Origin of the sequence: Aquimonas sp. (assembly GCF_044377145.1) — a bacterium.
In the GTDB taxonomy this organism is placed as follows: Bacteria; Pseudomonadota; Gammaproteobacteria; order Xanthomonadales; family Xanthomonadaceae; genus Aquimonas.
In genome coordinates this window covers 42,905-61,851 of sequence record NZ_JBILJQ010000011.1, presented here as the reverse complement: position 1 = coordinate 61,851, position 18,947 = coordinate 42,905, and the positions used below count along the sequence as shown (strand labels likewise).

General features: G+C 65.6%; 16 protein-coding genes. 1 reads left to right on the top strand and 15 read right to left on the bottom strand.

The genetic code is table 11. The features are described from left to right. Positions 1-311: 311 nt before the first annotated feature. The 12 genes from ACIQ7H_RS05585 to ACIQ7H_RS05530 form a co-directional block, all read right to left on the bottom strand. A complete protein-coding gene (locus ACIQ7H_RS05585) occupies positions 312-734 on the bottom strand; it encodes a F0F1 ATP synthase subunit epsilon (RefSeq protein ID WP_395789236.1) in 423 nt (140 codons plus the stop codon). A 137-nt stretch (positions 735-871) separates the two neighbouring features. Continuing rightward, positions 872-2,260, bottom strand: coding sequence for a F0F1 ATP synthase subunit beta (gene atpD / locus ACIQ7H_RS05580; protein WP_395789234.1), 1,389 nt, complete (start codon positions 2,258-2,260; stop codon positions 872-874). A gap of 118 nt (positions 2,261-2,378) precedes the next feature. Next, on the bottom strand, positions 2,379-3,242 hold the full coding sequence (gene atpG / locus ACIQ7H_RS05575) for a F0F1 ATP synthase subunit gamma (protein ID WP_395789232.1): 864 nt from the start codon (positions 3,240-3,242) through the stop codon (positions 2,379-2,381). Between the two features lie 116 nt (positions 3,243-3,358). Further along, positions 3,359-4,906 (bottom strand): F0F1 ATP synthase subunit alpha, encoded by a 1,548-nt coding sequence (gene atpA, locus ACIQ7H_RS05570; RefSeq protein ID WP_395789230.1) that lies wholly within the window; start codon positions 4,904-4,906, stop codon positions 3,359-3,361. Positions 4,907-5,155: 249 nt separating this feature from the next. After that, the gene (locus tag ACIQ7H_RS05565; RefSeq protein ID WP_395789228.1) at positions 5,156-5,683 is read right to left on the bottom strand and encodes a F0F1 ATP synthase subunit delta; all 528 of its coding nucleotides are present in this window, start codon (positions 5,681-5,683) and stop codon (positions 5,156-5,158) included. 2 nt (positions 5,684-5,685) lie between these two features. Continuing rightward, positions 5,686-6,153, bottom strand: coding sequence for a F0F1 ATP synthase subunit B (locus ACIQ7H_RS05560; protein ID WP_395789226.1), 468 nt, complete (start codon positions 6,151-6,153; stop codon positions 5,686-5,688). A gap of 99 nt (positions 6,154-6,252) precedes the next feature. Next, positions 6,253-6,528: a F0F1 ATP synthase subunit C gene (atpE, locus tag ACIQ7H_RS05555; RefSeq protein WP_395789224.1), complete on the bottom strand. Its 276-nt coding sequence runs from the start codon at positions 6,526-6,528 to the stop codon at positions 6,253-6,255. Positions 6,529-6,634: 106 nt separating this feature from the next. Beyond that, positions 6,635-7,432, bottom strand: a complete 798-nt coding sequence (atpB, locus tag ACIQ7H_RS05550; protein ID WP_395789222.1) for a F0F1 ATP synthase subunit A — start codon at positions 7,430-7,432, stop codon at positions 6,635-6,637. A gap of 93 nt (positions 7,433-7,525) precedes the next feature. After that, a complete protein-coding gene (locus ACIQ7H_RS05545; protein WP_395789220.1) occupies positions 7,526-7,900 on the bottom strand; it encodes a hypothetical protein in 375 nt (124 codons plus the stop codon). Between the two features lie 148 nt (positions 7,901-8,048). After that, a complete protein-coding gene (locus tag ACIQ7H_RS05540) occupies positions 8,049-8,960 on the bottom strand; it encodes an ROK family protein (RefSeq protein ID WP_395789219.1) in 912 nt (303 codons plus the stop codon). Beyond that, positions 8,957-10,774, bottom strand: a complete 1,818-nt coding sequence (locus tag ACIQ7H_RS05535; RefSeq protein WP_395789217.1) for an alpha-amylase family glycosyl hydrolase — start codon at positions 10,772-10,774, stop codon at positions 8,957-8,959. The genes ACIQ7H_RS05540 and ACIQ7H_RS05535 overlap by 4 nt, the downstream gene beginning before the upstream one ends. Beyond that, on the bottom strand, positions 10,774-13,230 hold the full coding sequence (locus ACIQ7H_RS05530) for a TonB-dependent receptor (RefSeq protein WP_395789274.1): 2,457 nt from the start codon (positions 13,228-13,230) through the stop codon (positions 10,774-10,776). Before ACIQ7H_RS05530 ends, ACIQ7H_RS05535 begins: the two co-directional genes overlap by 1 nt. Before the next feature lie 222 nt (positions 13,231-13,452). Between ACIQ7H_RS05530 and ACIQ7H_RS05525 the strand changes: the two genes are divergently transcribed. Beyond that, a complete protein-coding gene (locus ACIQ7H_RS05525) occupies positions 13,453-15,048 on the top strand; it encodes a sodium:solute symporter (RefSeq protein ID WP_395789215.1) in 1,596 nt (531 codons plus the stop codon). 13 nt (positions 15,049-15,061) lie between these two features. On the opposite strand, the gene ACIQ7H_RS05520 is transcribed toward ACIQ7H_RS05525, so the two are convergent. The 3 genes from ACIQ7H_RS05520 to ACIQ7H_RS05510 all read right to left on the bottom strand — a co-directional run bounded on the left by ACIQ7H_RS05520 (position 15,062) and on the right by ACIQ7H_RS05510 (position 18,855). After that, entirely contained in the window at positions 15,062-16,090 is a 1,029-nt protein-coding gene (locus ACIQ7H_RS05520) for a LacI family DNA-binding transcriptional regulator (RefSeq protein ID WP_395789213.1), read from the bottom strand. 82 nt (positions 16,091-16,172) lie between these two features. Next, complete coding sequence (locus ACIQ7H_RS05515) at positions 16,173-17,492, bottom strand: sensor histidine kinase (RefSeq protein WP_395789272.1); 1,320 nt, start codon at positions 17,490-17,492, stop codon at positions 16,173-16,175. A gap of 1 nt (position 17,493) precedes the next feature. After that, complete coding sequence (locus tag ACIQ7H_RS05510; protein ID WP_395789211.1) at positions 17,494-18,855, bottom strand: sigma-54-dependent transcriptional regulator; 1,362 nt, start codon at positions 18,853-18,855, stop codon at positions 17,494-17,496. Between the last annotated feature and the right edge of the window lie 92 nt (positions 18,856-18,947).

The following is an 18,947-nucleotide window of genomic DNA, read 5'->3' as shown; positions in this document are numbered from 1 at the left end:
GGGGGTGCCGCTTGGAGCGGGGGTTGGGGCTGGGGATTCAGGGCGCGCTGGCGTGTCGGCGACTGCCCTCTTCGCGGGGTGATCTGTGATCGCGAAGCGGTTCGGGCCTGGGGAGCTGCCCGGGCACCACGACCGGAAACAGGAGTTCTGCTCGCACGCATGAATTGCGGCGGTTGCCGGTGCTCAAACAGAAGACTTCCAACCCGTCGGCTCTTGGTCCCAAATCCCTACTTCCCAATCCCCGTCCCACAAAGCAGAACGCCGACCACAAGGGTCGGCGTTCTTGATCTGCCCCACGCAACGCGAGAAGGTCAGTGTTTCAGGTTCTTGCGCAGCCGCTCCAGCGCCTGCAGCTGGGCCAGTGCCTGCACCAGCTGGGCCTGCGCCTCGGCCACTTCAATGGCTTCAGTGCGGTTGGCCAGAATGCGCTCGGCTTCTTCCTTGGCCTTGCGGGCCGCGACTTCGTCGAGATCCTTGCCGCGGATCGCGGTGTCTGTCAGCACGGTCACCACCTGCGGCTGCACCTCCAGAATGCCGCCGGACACGAAGAACAGCTGTTCTTCGCCGCTGGGCAGAATCACGCGGACCTGGCCCGCCTTGAGGCGAGTGATCAACGGTGCGTGGCGCGGGGTGATGCCGAGCTCACCCATTTCGCCGGTGGCCACGACCATGGAGACAGGGCCGGAGTAGATCTCTTCCTCGGCGCTGACGATGTCGCAACGGATGGTGCTCATTGGTGCTCTCTCGCTTTGCTCGTTCGCGGGAATTGGGAATGGGGAATTGGGAATCGTTGAAGCGGACTGACGCGAGCGTTCGCTCTGCGCTTTTCCGATTCCCGATTCCCGTTTCTCGATTCCCGGTCGTCAGCGGCTTACGCCGCTGCCGACATCGCCTTGGCCTTCTCGAACACTTCGTCGATGCCGCCGACCATGTAGAAGGCCTGCTCCGGCAGGTGGTCGCACTCGCCGTCGCAGATCATCTTGAAACCGCGGATGGTTTCTTTCAGCGAGACGTACTTGCCGGGCGAGCCGGTGAAGACTTCCGCCACGAAGAAGGGCTGTGAGAAGAAGCGCTCGATCTTGCGCGCGCGCGACACGGCCTGCTTGTCTTCTTCCGACAGCTCGTCCATGCCGAGGATCGCGATGATGTCCTTCAGCTCCTTGTAGCGCTGCAGGGTCGACTGCACCTTGCGGGCGGTGTCGTAGTGCTCGTTGCCGATCACGTTCGGGTCCAGCTGGCGGCTGGTCGAATCGAGCGGATCGACCGCCGGGTAGATACCCAGCGAAGCGATGTTACGGCTCAACACGACGGTGGCGTCGAGGTGGGCGAAGGTGGTCGCGGGCGACGGGTCGGTGAGGTCGTCGGCGGGCACGTAGACGGCCTGGATCGAGGTGATCGAGCCGGTCTTGGTCGAGGTGATGCGCTCCTGCAGAACGCCCATTTCTTCGGCCAGGGTCGGCTGGTAACCCACGGCCGACGGCATACGGCCCAGCAGTGCCGACACTTCGGTGCCGGCCAGGGTGTAACGGTAGATGTTGTCGACGAACAGCAGCACGTCGCGGCCTTCGTCGCGGAAGTGCTCGGCGATCGACAGGCCGGTGAGCGCCACGCGCAGACGGTTGCCCGGCGGCTCGTTCATCTGGCCATAGACCAAGGCGACCTTGTCGAGGACGTTGGAGTCCTTCATCTCGTGGTAGAAGTCGTTGCCCTCGCGGGTACGCTCACCGACGCCGGCGAACACCGAGTAGCCGCTGTGCTCGATCGCGATGTTGCGGATCAGCTCCATCATATTGACGGTCTTGCCGACGCCGGCGCCGCCGAACAGGCCGACCTTGCCGCCCTTGGCGAACGGGCACATCAGGTCGATGACCTTGATGCCGGTTTCCAGCAGCTCGTTGGCCGCGGCCTGCTCTTCGTACGAAGGCGCCGGCTGATGGATGACGCGGTAATGCTGGGCATTCACCGGGCCGGCCTCGTCGATCGGGTTGCCGAGCACGTCCATGATGCGGCCCAGGGTTTCCTTGCCCACCGGCACCTTGATGCCTTCACCGGTGTTGTTGGTCACCAGGCCGCGCTTCAAGCCTTCCGTGGACCCCAGCGCAATCGTGCGCACGACGCCGTCGCCCAGCTGCTGCTGGACTTCAAGCGTGATGGCGGTGCCTTCGACTTTCAGCGCGTCATACACGCGCGGCACCGACTCACGCGGAAATTCCACGTCGACGACGGCGCCGATGATCTGGACAACTTTACCCTGGCTCATTTCTGTGCTCCGAAGTGTGTTTCTTTGTTCGCTCGGTGATGCGGGCTTGGGTTCGAGGCGCTAGCTGCGTGTTGCCGCGCTGGTCAATCCCGAATCCCCAATCCCGAATCCCGTGCTCTTAAACCGCTGCCGCGCCGCCGACGATCTCGGAGATTTCCTGGGTGATCGCGGCCTGGCGGGCCTTGTTGTAGATCAGGTTCAACGTGTCGATCAGCTTGCTGGCGTTGTCCGAGGCCGACTTCATGGCGACCATGCGGGCAGCGTGTTCGGAAGCCACGTTCTCCAGCACCGCCTGGTAGACGAGTGACTCGACATAGCGGGTCAGCACGTCGTTCAGCACGCTGGGCGCATCGGGCTCGTAGATGTAGTCCCAGTCATGACTGGTTTCCAGCGACTCCGAACGCGGCAGCGGCAGCAGCGCGTCGATGGTCGGGCGCTGGGTCATGGTGTTGATGAAGTCGTTGTAGGCCAGCATCACCCGGTCGACACCGCCGTTCTCGTACGCGCTCAGCATCACCCGGATCACGCCGATCAGCTGCTCGACCTGCGGCTTCTCGCCGAGGTGAGTCACCGAGGCGACCATGTTGACCTTGAGCCGGCGGAAGAAGGTGTTGGCTTTCTGGCCGATCGCGACCACATCGATCTCGACGCCCTTGGCCTGCCACTCGCGGATCTCGCCGAGCAGCTTGCGGAACATGTTGGAGTTCAGGCCGCCGCACAGACCGCGGTCGGTCGACACCACCACGTAGCCCACACGCTTCACCGTCTCACGCGCCGCCATGTAGGGGTGCACGTAGTCGGTGTTGGCGCGGGCGATATGGCCGATCACCTGCTTCATCAGACGCGCATACGGCCGCGAGGCCTTCATGCGGTCCTGGGCCTTACGGATCTTGGATGCCGAGACCATCTCCAGTGCGCGGGTCACCTTGCGGGTGTTCTGCACCGACTTGATCTTGGACTTGATTTCGCGGCCGCCTGCCATTGCTTTGCTCGCTCTGCTTGCTGCGCGGGAATGGGGATTCGGGATTCGGGATTCGTAAGCGAGGCGCCGGGTCGCTGTTGCGAATCCCGAATCCCCACTCCCGAATCCCGGCTACTTCACCAAGTTCCGGTCGACTTGAACTCGCCGATGCCCTTCTTGAAGGCGCCTTCGATGTCCTTGTTCCAATCGCCGGTCTCGACGATCTTGGCCATCAGCTCGCCGTGGTTGTTGGCGAAATGATCGTGCAGGCCGGCCTCGAACGCGCCGATCTTGTTCAGCGGCTGATCGTCCATGAAGCCGTTGTCGACCGCGTACAGCGACAGCGCCATCTGCGCGATCGACAGCGGGGCGTACTGCTTCTGCTTCATCAGCTCGGTCACGCGCTGACCGCGCTCCAGCTGCTTGCGGGTGGTCTCGTCCAGGTCGGAAGCGAACTGCGCGAACGCGGCCAACTCGCGGAACTGGGCCAGCGACAAACGGATACCGCCGCCGAGCTTCTTGATGATCTTGGTCTGGGCGGCACCGCCGACGCGCGACACCGAGATACCGGCGTTCACGGCCGGGCGGATGCCGGCGTTGAACAGGTCGGTTTCCAGGAAGATCTGGCCGTCGGTGATCGAGATCACATTGGTCGGCACGAAGGCCGAGACGTCGCCGGCCTGGGTCTCGATGATCGGCAGCGCGGTGAGGCTGCCGGTTTTGCCCTTGACGCGACCGTTGGTGTGCTTCTCGACGTAGTCCTCGTTAACGCGCGCGGCGCGCTCAAGCAGACGCGAGTGGAGATAGAACACGTCGCCGGGATAGGCTTCGCGGCCCGGCGGGCGGCGCAGCAGCAGGGACACTTGGCGGTAGGCCACGGCCTGCTTGGACAGATCGTCGTAGATGATCAGCGCGTCTTCGCCGTTGTCGCGGAAGTACTCGCCCATCGAGCAGCCGGAGTACGGGGCGACGAACTGCATCGCGGCCGATTCCGACGCGGTGGCGGCGACCACGATGGTGTGCGCCAGCGCGCCGTACTCTTCGAGCTTGCGCACCACGTTGGCGACCGAGCTGGCCTTCTGGCCGATCGCGACGTAGATGCACTTAACGCCGGTGTTCTTCTGGTTGATGATCGCGTCGATCGCCAGTGCGGTCTTGCCGGTCTGGCGGTCGCCGATGATCAGCTCACGCTGGCCGCGGCCGACCGGAATCATCGCGTCAACCGACTTGTAACCGGTCTGCACCGGCTGGTCGACCGACTTGCGCCAGATCACGCCCGGGGCGACCTTCTCGATCGGCGCGCTCTCGGTGGCAGCGATCGGGCCCTTGCCGTCGATCGGGTTGCCCAGACCATCAACCACGCGACCCAGCAGGGCCTCGCCGACCGGCACTTCAAGGATGCGGCCGGTGGTCTTGACGGTGTCGCCTTCGCGGATGTGCTCGTAGTCACCGAGCACCACGGCGCCGACCGAGTCACGCTCGAGGTTCAGCGCCAACGCGAAGGTGTTGCCGGGCAGCTCGATCATTTCGCCGGCCATCACATCGACCAGGCCATGGATACGCACGATGCCGTCGGCGACCGAAGTGACGGTGCCTTCGTTGCGTGCTTCGGCAGCGAGCTTGACCTTCTCGATGCGGCCGCGGATCAGTTCACTGATTTCGGAGGGGTTGAGCTGGCTCTGCATGGGAGATCCCTGGAGATATCGAATTCGTGGATGGGGTGCCGGACCGGCGCCGTGCCGCCCAGCCCGCCGGCGCCGCGTCAGCCTGTGCAGGCGCGCGCGCATCGGACTGCGGTGACATCGGATCCGTGTCCGCTGGCGACCCTGCGGTCGCCGCGAACCGGCACATCCCTGCGCCCGGAAAGCTGCGTGCTTTCCGCGGGTGCGGCCGTAGACAACGGGCCGCGAAAATCAAAACAGCGCGGCTCGCGTCTACGACGCCAGCGCGCGCTCCATACGTTTCAGCTTGCCGCGGACCGAGCCATCGATAACGGAGTCACCGGCGCTGATCACCGCACCGCCGAGCAGATCCGCGTCGACTTCGAAAGTCATGCTGACATCGGCGCCGAAGCGCTTCTTCAGCGAGGCCTTGAGCGCCTCGACTTCGGCGTCGGACAGCGCGGCCGCGGAGCGAACCTGCACCGGCACCACGCGTTCGGCTTCAGCGCGCAGCACTTCGAACTGGGCGGCGATCTCGGTCAGCAGCGGCAGGCGGCCGTTCTCCGCCAAGACGGCCAGGAAGCGACTCTGCTCAGCGCTGGAGTCGGGCACCGCCAGCAGTTCGACCAGGCTTTCCGCCGATACCAGCGGGTGGCCAATGAATCCGGCCACGGCAGGCGTTGCGGCCGCCTGGGCGTTGAACTGCAGCGCAGCCGACCATGCCGGCAAGGCCTGCTGACCGCGCGCAACCTGGAAGGCAGCGCGAGCGTAGGGACGGGCGAGAGTGGCTGCAGTGCTCATGCTCAGATCTCAGCCGCAAGCTCGGAGAGCAGCGCCTTGTGGGTGTCGGCATTGATCTCGCGACGCAGCACGCGCTCGGCGCCGGCCACCGCCAGCGTTGCGACCTGCTGGCGCAGTTCTTCGCGGGCACGGTGTACCGAGGCTTCGATCTCCGCCTTGGCCGCCGCCAGCTGACGCTCGGCTTCAGCAATGGCGTCCTGCTTGGCCTTGTCGACAATCTGGTTGGCGCGGGCGTGAGCCTGCTCGATGATCTCGTTGCCCTTGCCGCGGGCTTCTTTCAGCAGGTCGTTGACGCGCGATTCGGCCTGCACCAGATCCCGCTGGCTGCGTTCGGCAGCGGCGAGACCTTCGGCGATTTTCTTCTGACGCTCTTCAATGGCGATCAGGAGCGGCGGCCAGATCTTGGTCGCGACAATCCAGATCAGGCCAGCAAAAGCCAGCGCCTGGGCGATGATGGTACCGAAGCTCATGGGGTGTTCTTCCGGTGCAATTGGTCCCGGCGGTCAGCCGGGAAAGACCTCATGCGTGCAGCGCCCGCTCGCAAGCGGGCGCGGCACGCATGTCCGGCATCAGCCCTGCAGCACGCTGACCAGCGGGTTGGCGAAGGCGAACAGCATGCCGATCGCGACGCTGATGATGAAGGCGGCGTCGATCAGGCCGGCGGTGATGAACATACGGACCTGCAGAACCGGGATCAGCTCGGGCTGGCGCGCAGCCGACTCCAGAAACTTGCCGGCCATCAGGGCCATACCCAGACCAGCGCCGAGCGCGGCCAGGCCAATCATGATGCCGATGGCCAGCGCGGTCGAGGACTGGACGGTGGCGAGGTGAAGGATGGCTTCCATGGTGTATCTCCGAGTGCGAAGGGCTTTGAGGTGGGTGCAGCGAAAGGGAGGTTGAGCTGCGCGGGGCAGATCGTTGGTGCGTGCTAACTAGACTGCGCGCGGCAGATCAGTGGTGCTCTTCCATGAGGCTCAGGTACACGACCGAGAGCATCATGAAGATGAAGGCCTGCAGCGGGATCACCAGCAGATGGAACAGCATCCAGCCGAGACCGAAGGCGCCGCCGAAGATCGCGCCAAACACGCCGGCACTGCCCAGCACCCAGATCAGCAGGAACACGATCTCGCCGCCGAACATGTTGCCGAACAGTCGCATCGCCAGTGAAACCGGCTTGCTGAGCAGCTCGACCGCGTTGAGCAGCAGGTTGAACGGGAACATCCACGGGCCGAACGGCGCCACGAACAGTTCCTTGATGAAGCCGCCCAAGCCCTTCGCGCGCAGCGCAAAGAAGATCATCAGGAAGAACACACTGATCGACATGCCCAAGGTGGCGTTGACGTCGGCGGTCGGCACCGGCTTCCAGTACTCAATGCCCATCGCATGCAGCGGGATCGCGAAGAAATCTGCCGGGATCATCTTCAGCAGGTTCATCAGCAGGATCCACACGAACAGGGTGATCGCGATCGGCGTCACCAGCCGGCTGCTGCCGTGGTAGGCATCCTTGGCCTGCTTGTCGATGAACTCCAGCACGATCTCGACAAAGGCCTGCCACTTGCCGGGTACGCCAGCGGTGGCTTTGCGTGTCGCCATCCACATCGCGAACACCGCGATCAGGCCCATCAACACGGCCGTGATAAAGGTGTCGAGATGCAGGGTCCAGAAGCTGCCTTCAGAGATCTGAACGCTCAGATTCTTCAGATGGTGCTGGATGTAGGTGGTTGGGGTTTGCTCGCCGTCAGCCGCCATTGCGTGAAATCCCGAAACGTTTGAATTGAGGTTCAACGGCGCCGAGGGCTGCCGCTGGCCGGTGATCGCGGGTGCTGGGCGCCGGACTGCGCTCTAGGCTTTGAACGCGGCGACGACCGGGAAGGTCACCAGACCAGCGAACAGACCGAGCAGCAATGGCAGGGGCGGCAGCTGCCACACCCCAAAACCCAGAAACAACACCACGAACACCAGCAGAATCTTGTAGATCAGGCCACTGACCAGACCCAGCAGCGCCTCGCTTGCGCTGGGTGCATGGTGTGGCAGGCCTCGCCACGCGACAAGCAAGGTGCCCAGCCCTAGAACACCGGCGCCGAGTGCCGCCGCCAGCGCCGCTGAAAGCGACAATGGCAGAAAGCACAGCGCGAGCACTCCCGCCACGGCCAACTGAGCAAGCGCACAGCGGCGCGCCAGACGTCGGCCCGAGGCCAAGGGTGGAGTCACGATCAAGCCTGTCTGCAGCCGGCCAGCCCAACCCGGCCGACCAATCCCGCGAAGTATAGCAGTGCCTTAAAAGCGCGAACAACTCGCCCAGAGTGCGGAGATGGTCATCGCGGTCGGGCTGTGGGTGCTGGCGGCAGGCCGTGCTTTCGGTCGCTCAGCCGCGATCAAGCGCCTGATCGGCCAGCAAGAATGCACCAGCCAGGCCGGAATACTCGGCCAAACCCGGGGCTCGGATCAGTGTTTCGAGGCGCGCGGTGTCCGCGCTCGGGCCCAGATAGCCGTTCAAGTACTGACCGCAACTTCGGCGTATCCGCGGCAGCAGGCGGGCGTCGCCCAGCACGCCGCCGCCCAGCACGATGCATTGGGTTGAGAGCACAAGTAGCAGATGCGCGCACAGTTGGGCCAAGCTGTCTGCAACGACATCGATCAGCGGGTGTGAGTCATCCAGCGCTGACAAGTTTGTGCCACAGCGGGCAGTGATCGCTGGGCCGCTGGCCACCCCTTCCAGACAATCGCCGTGGAAAGGGCATACGCCGTGGAAGCTGACATCCTGCGGATGCCTACGCAGCCGGAGATGCCCAAGCTCGGGGTGCAGGAGCCCGCGCAGACTGCGCCCACGCACGACAACGCCACCGCCGATGCCGGTACCAACGGTGACGTAGGCAGAAACATCGCAGCCCATTGCCGCACCCCAGCGGTGCTCGGCCAAGGCCGCTGCGTTGACGTCGGTATCGATTGCGAAGGCACAGCCGGGATGCTGCGCCAGCAGACTACGCCAGTCGGCGCCCGCCCAACCCGACTTGGGTGTCGCCAGTACACGCGCAAAGTTTGCTGCTGCAGTATCCAACTGCAGCGGGCCGAACGCCGCGACACCCAATCCTGCGAGCCGACCGAACTGCGCGACCCCCTGGGCAAGCACCGCCGAGATCTCGGCAAACGTGTGCGCTGGGTCCGTCGTTGGAACGCGCGCGATCAGCTGTGGCGCATCGTGCCCATACCCCATGGCGACCACACACTTGGTGCCGCCGGCCTCGATCGCCGCCAGTACGGGACGTGCTCCGCTCACGTGTCGCCCCCTCGCAGGCACCAATCGAAGCCCCACGGCCCCAGCCGCGTCGACGCAACCTGACCGCGGCGCAGCGAGTGCCAAGCCTCGCCACCGAGATCGAGCACAACATCGCGGCTTGAAAAATTGAACGCGGCGCGGAAGCGGTCGCCGCGCGCGAATTGCAGCAAGGCGGAATCCTCCGAAGGGATCAGTCGACACGCCACTGCAGGCGCCAACGCCGCGATCTCGCCGCGCAGACGCAGTAGTGCGCCCAGGTCCAAGCGCACACGCGCCGCGAGGGCGTCCGCCAGCATCGGGCTGCCGCCTATCGACCAGGGCATGCGCGGGCGATGCAGCCATCGACCCTCATGACCGCGCTCCGGGTCATCCCGAAAGTGGATGTCGTTGTCGAGCGCGATCTCGTCGCCCATGTAGACCATCGGTACGCCGGGCAGGGCAAACGCCAACCCGTAGAGCAGCAGAAAGCGGTCCAGCGCATGGCCTTGAGCGTCCGGGTCTGCGCAGGCGCGCGCCGCACTCAGTCCGCACAGCGCGGCGGTCATCCCGTTGGTGCCATGGGCAGTGCCTGCGCTGCCGGTTTGAAAGGCCTCGCCACGTGCATAGCTGCCGTTGTGACCGGCGAAGAACGCGGCCACGTGATCCAGATCCGTGCCTGCTGAAGCGGCCTCTTCGGCGAGCACCTGCCAACCGATGTCGTCATGGCAGCGTACGTAGTTGACCCAGGCGCAGCCCACCGGCAGCGACGGCATTGATGCCAGTACCGCGGCTGGAATACGAGCGCTCTCCGTGGCCAAGGCGGCCCAGGCAGCTGCCATCATGCTGCTGTTGTAGGCCAACTGACACTCACGGGTCGATGGCTGATCCTGCGCCAGGCCAAAGTACGGCGGCAACTCGCGGATCGGCACGATGGCTTCCGCCTTCAGCAATACGCCCGGGGCGACGCGGTCGAGTGCAGCGCGCAGTGCCTGCACGATCCAGTGCGTCTCGGGCTCGTTCATGCAGCGCGTACCCTGGCGTTTCCACAAGAACGCGGTGGAGTCGAGCCTGAACACTTCGATGCCGCGATTGGCCAGACGCGCCAGCGCGCACACAATCTCCTCGAACACCTCGGGGTTCGACCAGTCCAGGTCCCACTGGTAGGGGTAGAAGGTCGTCCAGGCCCAAGCATCCAGCTCGTCGACCCGGGTGAAGTTGCCGGGCGCGGTATCCGGGAAGACCTGCGGCAGGCTCTGCTCCCAAACCTCGACCTCACTACGAGTGTGAGCCAGCCGGTAGTAGCGCCTGTAGCGCGCGTCGCCCGCGCGCGCCGCATGCGCCCAAGGGTGATCGTCGGCAGTGTGGTTGAGCACCAGATCCGCACACAGCCGGATGTCCGCGTGGCGCAGGGCACGGGTCAGTTCGACCAGATCTTCGTCGGTGCCCAACCGCGGATCGACGCGCTCATAGTCGCGCACGGCAAAACCGCCATCGTTGTCGCCGATCCGCGCCTCGGTAAACGGCAGCAGGTGGAGGTAGCGCACACCCAACTCGCTCAGATGCGGCAGCCGCTGCAGCACGCCGGCCAGCCCCCCTGCCAAGCGGTCGGCGTAGGCGCAATAGCCCAGCACCTTGTGGTCCGGCATATGTTCATCCAGACGCCGCGCGTCAAGCGTACGCAGCTCATCGGGGCGGGCGGAGGCCAGCTGGTCGAGACGCTGCTGCAGGTGCGCAAACCAGACCTCGAACTGAGGCAGGCGACCGTAAAGCGCATGCAGACGGGCGTGCAACAGCGGCGCGTTGTCGTTACGCACGTGGGTGTCGGTTGCAGCCATCAGAAGCTGTAGCGCAGCACGAGGTTCGCGGTGCGACCGTTGATCGAACGCGCGCGCAGGATGTTGTCCTGGCCTTCGACGATCGCGCCCTCTTCGACTTCGGTCAGACCGAGGGTGTCGAACAGGTTGTTCACGCTCACACCAACGCTCAGCCCGTCGCGCAGCTCGTACTCGCCGAACAGGTTGACCTGGGTGTAACCGGGCATAACCAGAACGTTGTTGTCCTGCGCATAGGCGTCCGTCGTGCCGATCAGATTCAGCCCGGCCAACCAGCGTTCGCCGGCGTAACTTCCGGTGAACTGGTAGATCGCTCGCGCCTGCCGACGCGGCCGGTTGCCTTCGAACTGCGGCGTGATCGCATCGCGGCTGATCTCGGCGTCGGTCAGGGTCAGGCCGCCGCTCAGAGCGATCGGACCGCTGTACCAGGCGGCCTCGAACTCGACGCCGTTGGCGGTGTAGACGCGGTCGAGGAAACGCTGGCTGGTGGCCTCGAAGTTCTGCTCTTCGGTCTCGGCGCGGAACGCGGTGACGAACAGGTTGAGCGGGCCGCTGCGGTACTTCAGGCCGAACTCGAGCTGGTCAACCAGATCGATCGCGTCCTGGCTGCGCACCGAACCATCGGCGGCAACCACGCCGAACAGCAGACGATCAGCATTGGCGCGGCCACCGCGACTGATGCGGGCGAAACCGCCAAGGTCGTCGCTGAAGAGATAGTTGGCGCCCGCCGAATAGGAGGTGTAGCTCCAGTCGTAGTTGACCGGCTGACGCACGGCGCTGATGACCGACACGCTGCGCTCGTTGGGGCTGATCACGCCGTTGCCGTCGACGTCGAAGTTCTCGCGCTGCACGCTGCCCGCATAGCTGCCGCGGGCCTTGCCGCTGTCGCGGCGCAGGCTCAGGTCGAAGTCCCAGGCGCCGAGATTGTGGGTGAACGCCAGGTAGGGCGCCTCGACGCTGTAGTCGGTGTCGTAGCTGCGCGTACAGCAGTTGCCCCAGAACGGCACGCCATAGGCGTACTGCCCACCCTGCGAGAAGACCGTGCCATCGGCGCCGATGACGTTCAGCAGCGCGGCGTTGTCACCCTTGAGTTCGAGCGCATAGGAATTCCACAGCCAGTCCATGTCGATGCTCTGGCGCGACACGTACAGGCCGCCCTTGAGGCTGGCCTCGCCGCTGCCCAGCGCGAAGGCGCGGGTCAGCTGCAAATCGTTCTGGGCGTTGCCGAAGTCGTTGATCTCGACGTCGAACAGGTGGATGCGCAGGGCCTGGCCGCTGAAGGCCTGCCCGGCCTGCGGGCCATTGGCATAGACCAGCCGGGCGCCCGCGCCGCCTATCGATGCGGCGAGCCCTTCCCCGCCGCTGGCCTCGGCAGGGAAGGGCGAGATGAAGCGACCGCTGTTGTCGGCGATGCGGAAGCGGTTCAGCACCGACCAGTCGCCGCCGAGATCGAAGGCGAACTCGGCGCCGAAGGCGGTCGACTGCGGACGCATGCCGTCGGCGATGTCCGAACGACGACGGTTGTTCTCGCCGTCCAGACCGAGGTTCGAAAGGAAGAACGCGGAATGCGGGGTGTCACTGCGCGGATCGAAACCCGGCAGGCTGCCGAGATCGGGATCGCTGTTGCGGCCGCTCGCGCGCACCGGCATCGGCAGATAGCCGATCGCGCGGTCGTCCAGACGCTTGAAGTAGACCCGCGCATAGCCCTGCTCGAACTGCCGGGTCAGGTTGCCCTTGATCTGGCCGCCGGACTCGCCGTCGTAACCGGCGCGACGCACGCCCTCGCCCTGGCGCCAGAAGCCGCCGATGTGGAAGTTCCAGCCGTCACCGATCGGCGCGCCGTACTCGAAATCGGTGCGCAGGTTGTCGTAGCCCAGGCCGTAGTTCAGGGCCACCGAACCGCCGGCGAACTCACCGGTCTTGCTGATGAGGTTGATCACGCCACCGGGCGAGTTGCTGGCGAAGGTCGAGGCGCTGCCGCCGCGCACGGCTTCGATCCGGTCGAGCGTGGCGTCGGCGCGCAGGAAGATGTCGGCGTTGCCGAAGGCGATGTCGCCGAACTCCATCACCGGCAGACCGTCCTCATGCAGCTGCAGGAACTTGGCGCCGCCGGCGGCCACCGGCAGGCCGCGCACGGCGATGTTGGCATTGCCTTCGCCGCCCGTGCTTTCCGAACGCACGCCCGGCAAGTTGCGGAAGATCTCGGCGGTGCTGCGCGGTGCCGACTCGGCCACCTGCTCGACTCCCAACGTGCTGACCGAGCTGCTGGCTCGCATTTTCGACACCGGAATCGCGCTGGCAGTCACCACCACAGCATCCAGCGCCAGACCACGGCCGGACTCTTCCGGCGCTCCGTCGTCGGTTTCGATGGGTGCCTGCGCCGCCACCTGCAGGCTGAAGCACAGCATGCCAATGGCCAGGACCAGTGGACGTCGGCGCGGCGCGTGGCGCGCGCAGATGGATGATCGAATCGGGCAGCGTGCCGCCGGCTTTTGGATGTTCATGGTGTTCCCTCCCCAGGGATTAGGTGAACGCTGTCGCCTCGACGTTCGGGCGATCTTTGGTGGACTTGCCAGACGCGTTGTACGCGTCAATGCAATCGATTGCAATACGCGCTGCAGAATGCGCTGATGGTCATCCGGACCTAGCATCTGCCGGGTCAATATCTGGAGCTTCCGCCCATGCAGAGTCCACTTTCCGCCAGCCTTTCGGGGCTGGACCTCGCGATCATCGCGGCCTATTTGCTGGGGGTTGTCGCGCTGGGGCTGGCGGTCTCGCGCAGGCGCAGCTCCACCGATGATTTTTTCCTGGCCTCGCGCGATTCGACATGGCCGGTGATCGGCTTCGCCCTGCTGGCTTCGAACATCTCTTCGACGACCTTGGTCGGCCTGGCCGGGGCGGCCTACGCGATTGGTATTTCGGTGTACAACTATGAGTGGATGGCCAGCGTGGTCCTGGCCTTCTTCTGCGTGTTCCTGTTGCCCTTTCTGCTGCGCTCACAGGTGTTCACCATGCCCGAGTACCTCGAGCGCCGATACGACCGCCGCGCTCGCCTGTGCTTCTCCGGCCTGACCATCTTTCTCAACGTGATCGTCGACACCGCAGGCTCACTGTACGGCGGCGCGCTGCTGTTCAAGCTGGCGTTCCCGGAGCTGCCGCTCTGGCAGATCGTAGCGGTGCTGGCAACTTCGGCCGGCATCTACACCGTCGTCGGCGGATTGCGCGCAGTGATGATCACTGAAACGCTGCAGGCGGTGCTGTTGCTGGCGGCCTCGATAGTGATCAGTTGGTATGCGTTCGAACGGGTTGGGGGCTGGGACAGCCTCATGGCCCAGGTCGACCCGGCCAAGCTGTCGTTGATCCGACCCATGCACGATCCGGGCGTGCCCTGGCATGGACTGCTGCTGGGCGTGCCTTTGCTTGGCTTCTATTTCTGGTGCACGAATCAGTTCATGGTCCAGCGCATCCTGTCGGCCCGAAATCTCAACCATGGTCGCTGGGGCAGCCTTTTTGCCGGCTTGCTGAAGCTGCCGGTGCTGTACTTGATGGTGCTGCCGGGGACCTGCGCGATCCTGCTGTATCCGCAGCTGTCGTCACCCGATCTGGTCTATCCGACCCTGCTGTTCGATCTGTTGCCGACCGGTCTGCTCGGCTTGGTGGTGGCAGGCTTTCTGGCCGCGATCATGTCCTCGATTGCCTCAACCTTCAACTCGGCCGCAACCCTGGTGACCATGGACTTCATCCGCCCGCTGCGGCCGACGTCCACCGACACCGGCCTGGTCCGCACCGGCCGCATCACGACCCTGGTGTTCATGCTGGTCGCGGTGGCCTGGGCACCTCAGATCGAGCGCTTTGGCTCGCTGTGGCAATACCTGCAGGCGGTGCTGGCCTACGCGGTGCCGCCGATCGTGGCCCTGTTCATCGTCGGAATGTTCTCGCGCCGAGCCAATGCGACGGGTGCGCTCGCCACCCTGTTGATGGGGGCAGCCGGCGGCGGTGTGCTGTTCTACCTCAACGTGCTGGCCAGTCAGCCGCTGGGCCTGCACTTCCTGCTGGTAGCACCGATCCTGTTCGGACTCTGCAGCGCCACCCACCTGCTGGCGAGCCGATGGGCGCCGGCGCCGTCGCCCACTGCATTGGCGCCGCTGCTGTGGACTCCAGCGGCGTTTCGCGCCGAGACCGACGAGCTGCGCGCGCTTCCGCTGTGGCAGAACTATCGGGTGCAGGCGGTGCTGCTGCTGATACTGACCGCAGCGATCGTGTGGAGCTTCCGCTGATCGACCTCGGTCCTCAGGCCGAAGCGCGCCGGACCAGCACTGGCGCCATTTGTACCGAGTCTTCGCATGCACAGCGTCCGTCCAGCAGCATTTCGACCAACAGGCGCGCGCCACGCTCGACGTCCTGGTGGACGGTAGTCAATGGCGGCAGCGTGTAGCGGGCCAGCTCGACATCATCGAAGCCGACCACGGCGACGTCGTCGGGCACTCGCCGCCCGGCTTCGGCCAGTGCGCGCAACGCGCTGGTCGCGATAACGTCGGACGCCGCCACCACACCATCGAACTGGATGCCATTGGCCAATGCCCTGCTGACCCCCCCATAGGCATCGTCGGCGTTGAAACGGGTACGGATGCGCAGCGCGGGCTCGGCGCGCAGGCCGGCCTCTTTCAGTGCTTGGCGATAGCCGGCGTAGCGGAAGCCGATCTCCGGCAGACGCTCATCGCCAAGGAAGGCCAGACGTCGGCGTCCCTGCTGCAGCAGATGGCGGGTAGCGATGGCACCACCGATGGCGTTGTCGGTGCCAACACAGGCGTAGCGCTGGTCAGGCAACCGGGCACCCCACACGACCAGCGGACGGCCGCGCTGTGCCGCCAAGTTGATGGTGCTGTGTTCGTGGCTCTGTCCAATCAGGATCACCCCATCAGCGCGGCCAGGCTGCAGAAATCGATCGATCCAGTCGTCGTCGTGTGCCGGCACCTTCGAAAGCAGCATGCTGTAGCCGCGCTCGGCCAAGGCATCCGCGATCTGCGCCAACATGCTCATCAGAAAAGGGTCAGACAGCGGCTGCCGGGCTTCGTGAACCAAGGGCACAGCTACCGCGATCGTGCGCGAGCGCTGCACGCGCAGGCTCTGCGCCACCGGATTGATGGAATAACCAAGCTGCTTGGCCAGTGCCTGTATGCGCCGACGGGTGGGCTCGGACACCAGCGGGTTGTCCGCCAAGGCGCGTGAGACGGTGGATTCGGCCACGCCGGCACGCCGCGCAACCTCGGCCATGGTGAGTGGGTTTGCGGTAGCAAGATCGGGTTTGGGCGACTTCATGCGCCGAGCATGCCGCCCCCAACGGCGACGTGCCAGTGACTCAAGTCGAGTTGCTACACGACGCATCGTAGAACACGCCTGCTCAGCCGCCGCGGCGATCCTGCGGCAGCCGCAGCACCACGCTGGTGCCGCCGCCCTCGCGCATGCTCAGCCGCACCTGCCCGCCGTGCGCTTCAACGATCTCGCGGACCAGGGCCAGGCCAAGGCCGGTGCCGCTGCGCTTGGTCGAATAGAAGGGCAGTAGCGCCCGCTCCAGCACCGCCGCGCCCATGCCCGCACCGCGATCGAGCACTTCGATGCGCAGCGACTCCGCCTCAAGCCGCACGGCCAGCTGGATATCCGCGGGCGCTGAGCCGGATTCGTGGGCGTTCTTCAGCAGATTCAGCAGGGCCTGGCTCATTTGCGCGGGGTCGAACTGCACGGGCTGGGCCGGCAGCGCGCCCTCAATGGCGAAGCTGCGCTCCGCCGCCAGCGTCTGCAGAAAACCTTCCAGCTGCACCGGCTCAGGCGCCGGTGTCGGCAGCTTGGCGAAGCGGGCATAGCCGCGGATGAACTCGTTCAAATGCCGCGCCCGCTCCTCGATGGTGCCGAATACCGGCGCCAGCCGCTCGTGCTGGCCGCGCCGCAGCAGTTCCGCACCGGAGTGCGCCAAGGACGCGATCGGCGCCAATGAGTTGTTGAGTTCATGGCTGATGACCCGGATCACCTTCTTCCAGGTGCGCACTTCGGCGCGACGCAGCTCAAGCGTCAGCTGACGCATCAGCAGCAGCCGCTGGGCGCGCCCGTTGAGCCGGAAATCGCGCTGCGACAGATGCCAGGCATCGTCGTCCTCACCTTCGCCCAGACTGACCAGACCGTCGCGACCGCCGGCAATCGCCTCGCGCAGTGCGCTGGGCTGATCCTCCAGCAGGCTGTCGAGGGTTTGCCCATTGATCACCCGGCCCGCATGTAGCAGCCGGCGCGCCGCGAGGTTGGCAAACACCACGCGCCCGGCCGGGTCGATCAGCAGCATCGCCACCGGCGTGTTCTGCAGCATGGTGTCGAGCAGCAGCTCGCGCTGCACCAGCGCCTGGCGCTGCTCGCGCAGCACGCTGCCGAGCTGGTTGTGTGCATCGACCAAGGCAGCCAGCTCGTCGTCGCCGCGCCAGGCCACGCCGAAACTGAAATCGCCATCGCGGTAACTGCCGACGGTGCCGATCAAGGCGCGAAACAGCGACAGCACCGGTTGCAGTACACGCCGCGCCAGCAGCATGGCCACCGGCACACCGGCCAGCAAGGTGATCACCACCGCGAGCAGGGGCGATTCGAGCACGCTCGACAGCCAGGCTGACAGCGCTGCGCTGCTCAGCAGCAACAGGCCCAGCGCGGCCAACAGGCGTCCGGCCAGCGAGCGGCGGCGCAGCTCAGGCACGGGCGATGCCCAGCCGCTCCATGCGCCGATACAGCGCCTGCCGGCTCAGTCCGAGCTCAGACGCTGCCTGCGCCACCACCCCAGCGGCACGCGCAAGCGCGGCTTCGATCTCGGCGCGATCGGGCTCGTTCTCCACAGTGGGCGGGACGCTCGGCGCCGCGCTCACAGCCCCACGCACCTGCGCAGCCAAACCGAGATCGCCAGGCTCGATCAACTCGCCGCGCGCCAACAGCCCAGCGCGCTGCATCACATTGCGCAGCTCGCGCACATTGCCCGGCCAGGTGTGCCGACGCAGCGCGTCGCGAGCGGCATTCGACAGCCGCCGCTGCGGGCCGAGGAAGTGCTCGGCCAAAGGCAGGATGTCGCCCGGCCGCGCCGCCAAAGGCGGCAGCGCGATCTCGATCAGGTTGAGCCGGTAGTAGAGGTCTTCGCGGAATGTTCCGGCGCGGATCATTGCGCCCAGATCCGCATTGGTTGCGCTGAGCACCCGTACGCGCACCTGTCGCTCGCGGTTCGAACCCAGGCGCTCGAAGCGTCCGGTTTCCAGTACCCGCAGCAGCTTCATCTGTCCGGCTGGCGGCAGGTTGCCGATTTCATCCAGGAACAAGGTGCCACCGTCGGCGGCTTCGAACTTGCCTTCGCGCGCCTTGGCCGCGCCGGTATAGGCACCGACCTCGGCGCCGAACAGCTCGGCCTCGATCAGCTCAGACGGCAGCGCGCCGCAGTTCAAGGTGACGAACGGGCCGTCGCGCACCTGCGAGTTGGCCTGCAGGATCTCGGCGATGCGCTCCTTGCCGGCGCCGTTGGGGCCGGTGATCAACACCGGCACATCGGCGCGCGCGACCTGAGATACCAGCTGCAACAGCTCGGCCATGGCCGGGTCGGCGAACACCAGGCCGCGCAGGTCGAGCTTGCGCTGCAGGTCTTCGACACGACGACGCTGGCCCGACTTCAGCTGACGCAGCTCGCGGCTGGCCTCGCTGAGTTCGAGCAGGTTCTGCACACAGGCGACCAGGCGCGCATCGTCCCAGGGCTTGGCCAGATAGTCGGCCGCGCCGGCCTTGATCAGATCGACCGCGGCTTCCAGATGCGTCCAGGCGGTCAGCAAGATCACCGGCAGATCCGGATGCGCCGCGCGAATCGCCCGGAACAGCGCGACGCCCTCCTCGCCCGAGGTGGTGTCGAGGCTGAAATTCATGTCCTGGATCACCAGATCGAACTCCGCCTCAGCCAGCCTCTGCAGCCCGGCCGCCGGGTCCGCCGCATGCGCGCTGTCGATGTCGTGCAGTGACAGCAGCACCGACAGCGCGGTGGCGATGGCTGGGTTGTCGTCGATGATCAGGACGTTGGGCATGGGAGCCGGGATTCGGGAGTGGGGATTCGTGATTCGTTGAAGCGGGGTGCTGCGAGCTTGGAGGTCGCGAGGTTAGCAGTCGCCTGATGGAG

Bases quoted from the DNA above. Each gene is read 5' to 3' on its own strand.
- ACIQ7H_RS05520 (WP_395789213.1), bottom strand. From the start codon at position 16,090: ATGAAGTCGCCCAAACCCGATCTTGCTACCGCAAACCCACTCACCATG.
- atpG (WP_395789232.1), bottom strand. From the start codon at position 3,242: ATGGCAGGCGGCCGCGAAATCAAGTCCAAGATCAAGTCGGTGCAGAAC.
- atpB (WP_395789222.1), bottom strand. From the start codon at position 7,432: ATGGCGGCTGACGGCGAGCAAACCCCAACCACCTACATCCAGCACCAT.
- ACIQ7H_RS05535 (WP_395789217.1), bottom strand. From the start codon at position 10,774: ATGGCTGCAACCGACACCCACGTGCGTAACGACAACGCGCCGCTGTTG.
- atpE (WP_395789224.1), bottom strand. From the start codon at position 6,528: ATGGAAGCCATCCTTCACCTCGCCACCGTCCAGTCCTCGACCGCGCTG.
- ACIQ7H_RS05510 (WP_395789211.1), bottom strand. From the start codon at position 18,855: ATGCCCAACGTCCTGATCATCGACGACAACCCAGCCATCGCCACCGCG.
- ACIQ7H_RS05525 (WP_395789215.1), top strand. From the start codon at position 13,453: ATGCAGAGTCCACTTTCCGCCAGCCTTTCGGGGCTGGACCTCGCGATC.
- ACIQ7H_RS05565 (WP_395789228.1), bottom strand. From the start codon at position 5,683: ATGAGCACTGCAGCCACTCTCGCCCGTCCCTACGCTCGCGCTGCCTTC.
- ACIQ7H_RS05585 (WP_395789236.1), bottom strand. From the start codon at position 734: ATGAGCACCATCCGTTGCGACATCGTCAGCGCCGAGGAAGAGATCTAC.
- atpA (WP_395789230.1), bottom strand. From the start codon at position 4,906: ATGCAGAGCCAGCTCAACCCCTCCGAAATCAGTGAACTGATCCGCGGC.
- ACIQ7H_RS05560 (WP_395789226.1), bottom strand. From the start codon at position 6,153: ATGAGCTTCGGTACCATCATCGCCCAGGCGCTGGCTTTTGCTGGCCTG.
- atpD (WP_395789234.1), bottom strand. From the start codon at position 2,260: ATGAGCCAGGGTAAAGTTGTCCAGATCATCGGCGCCGTCGTCGACGTG.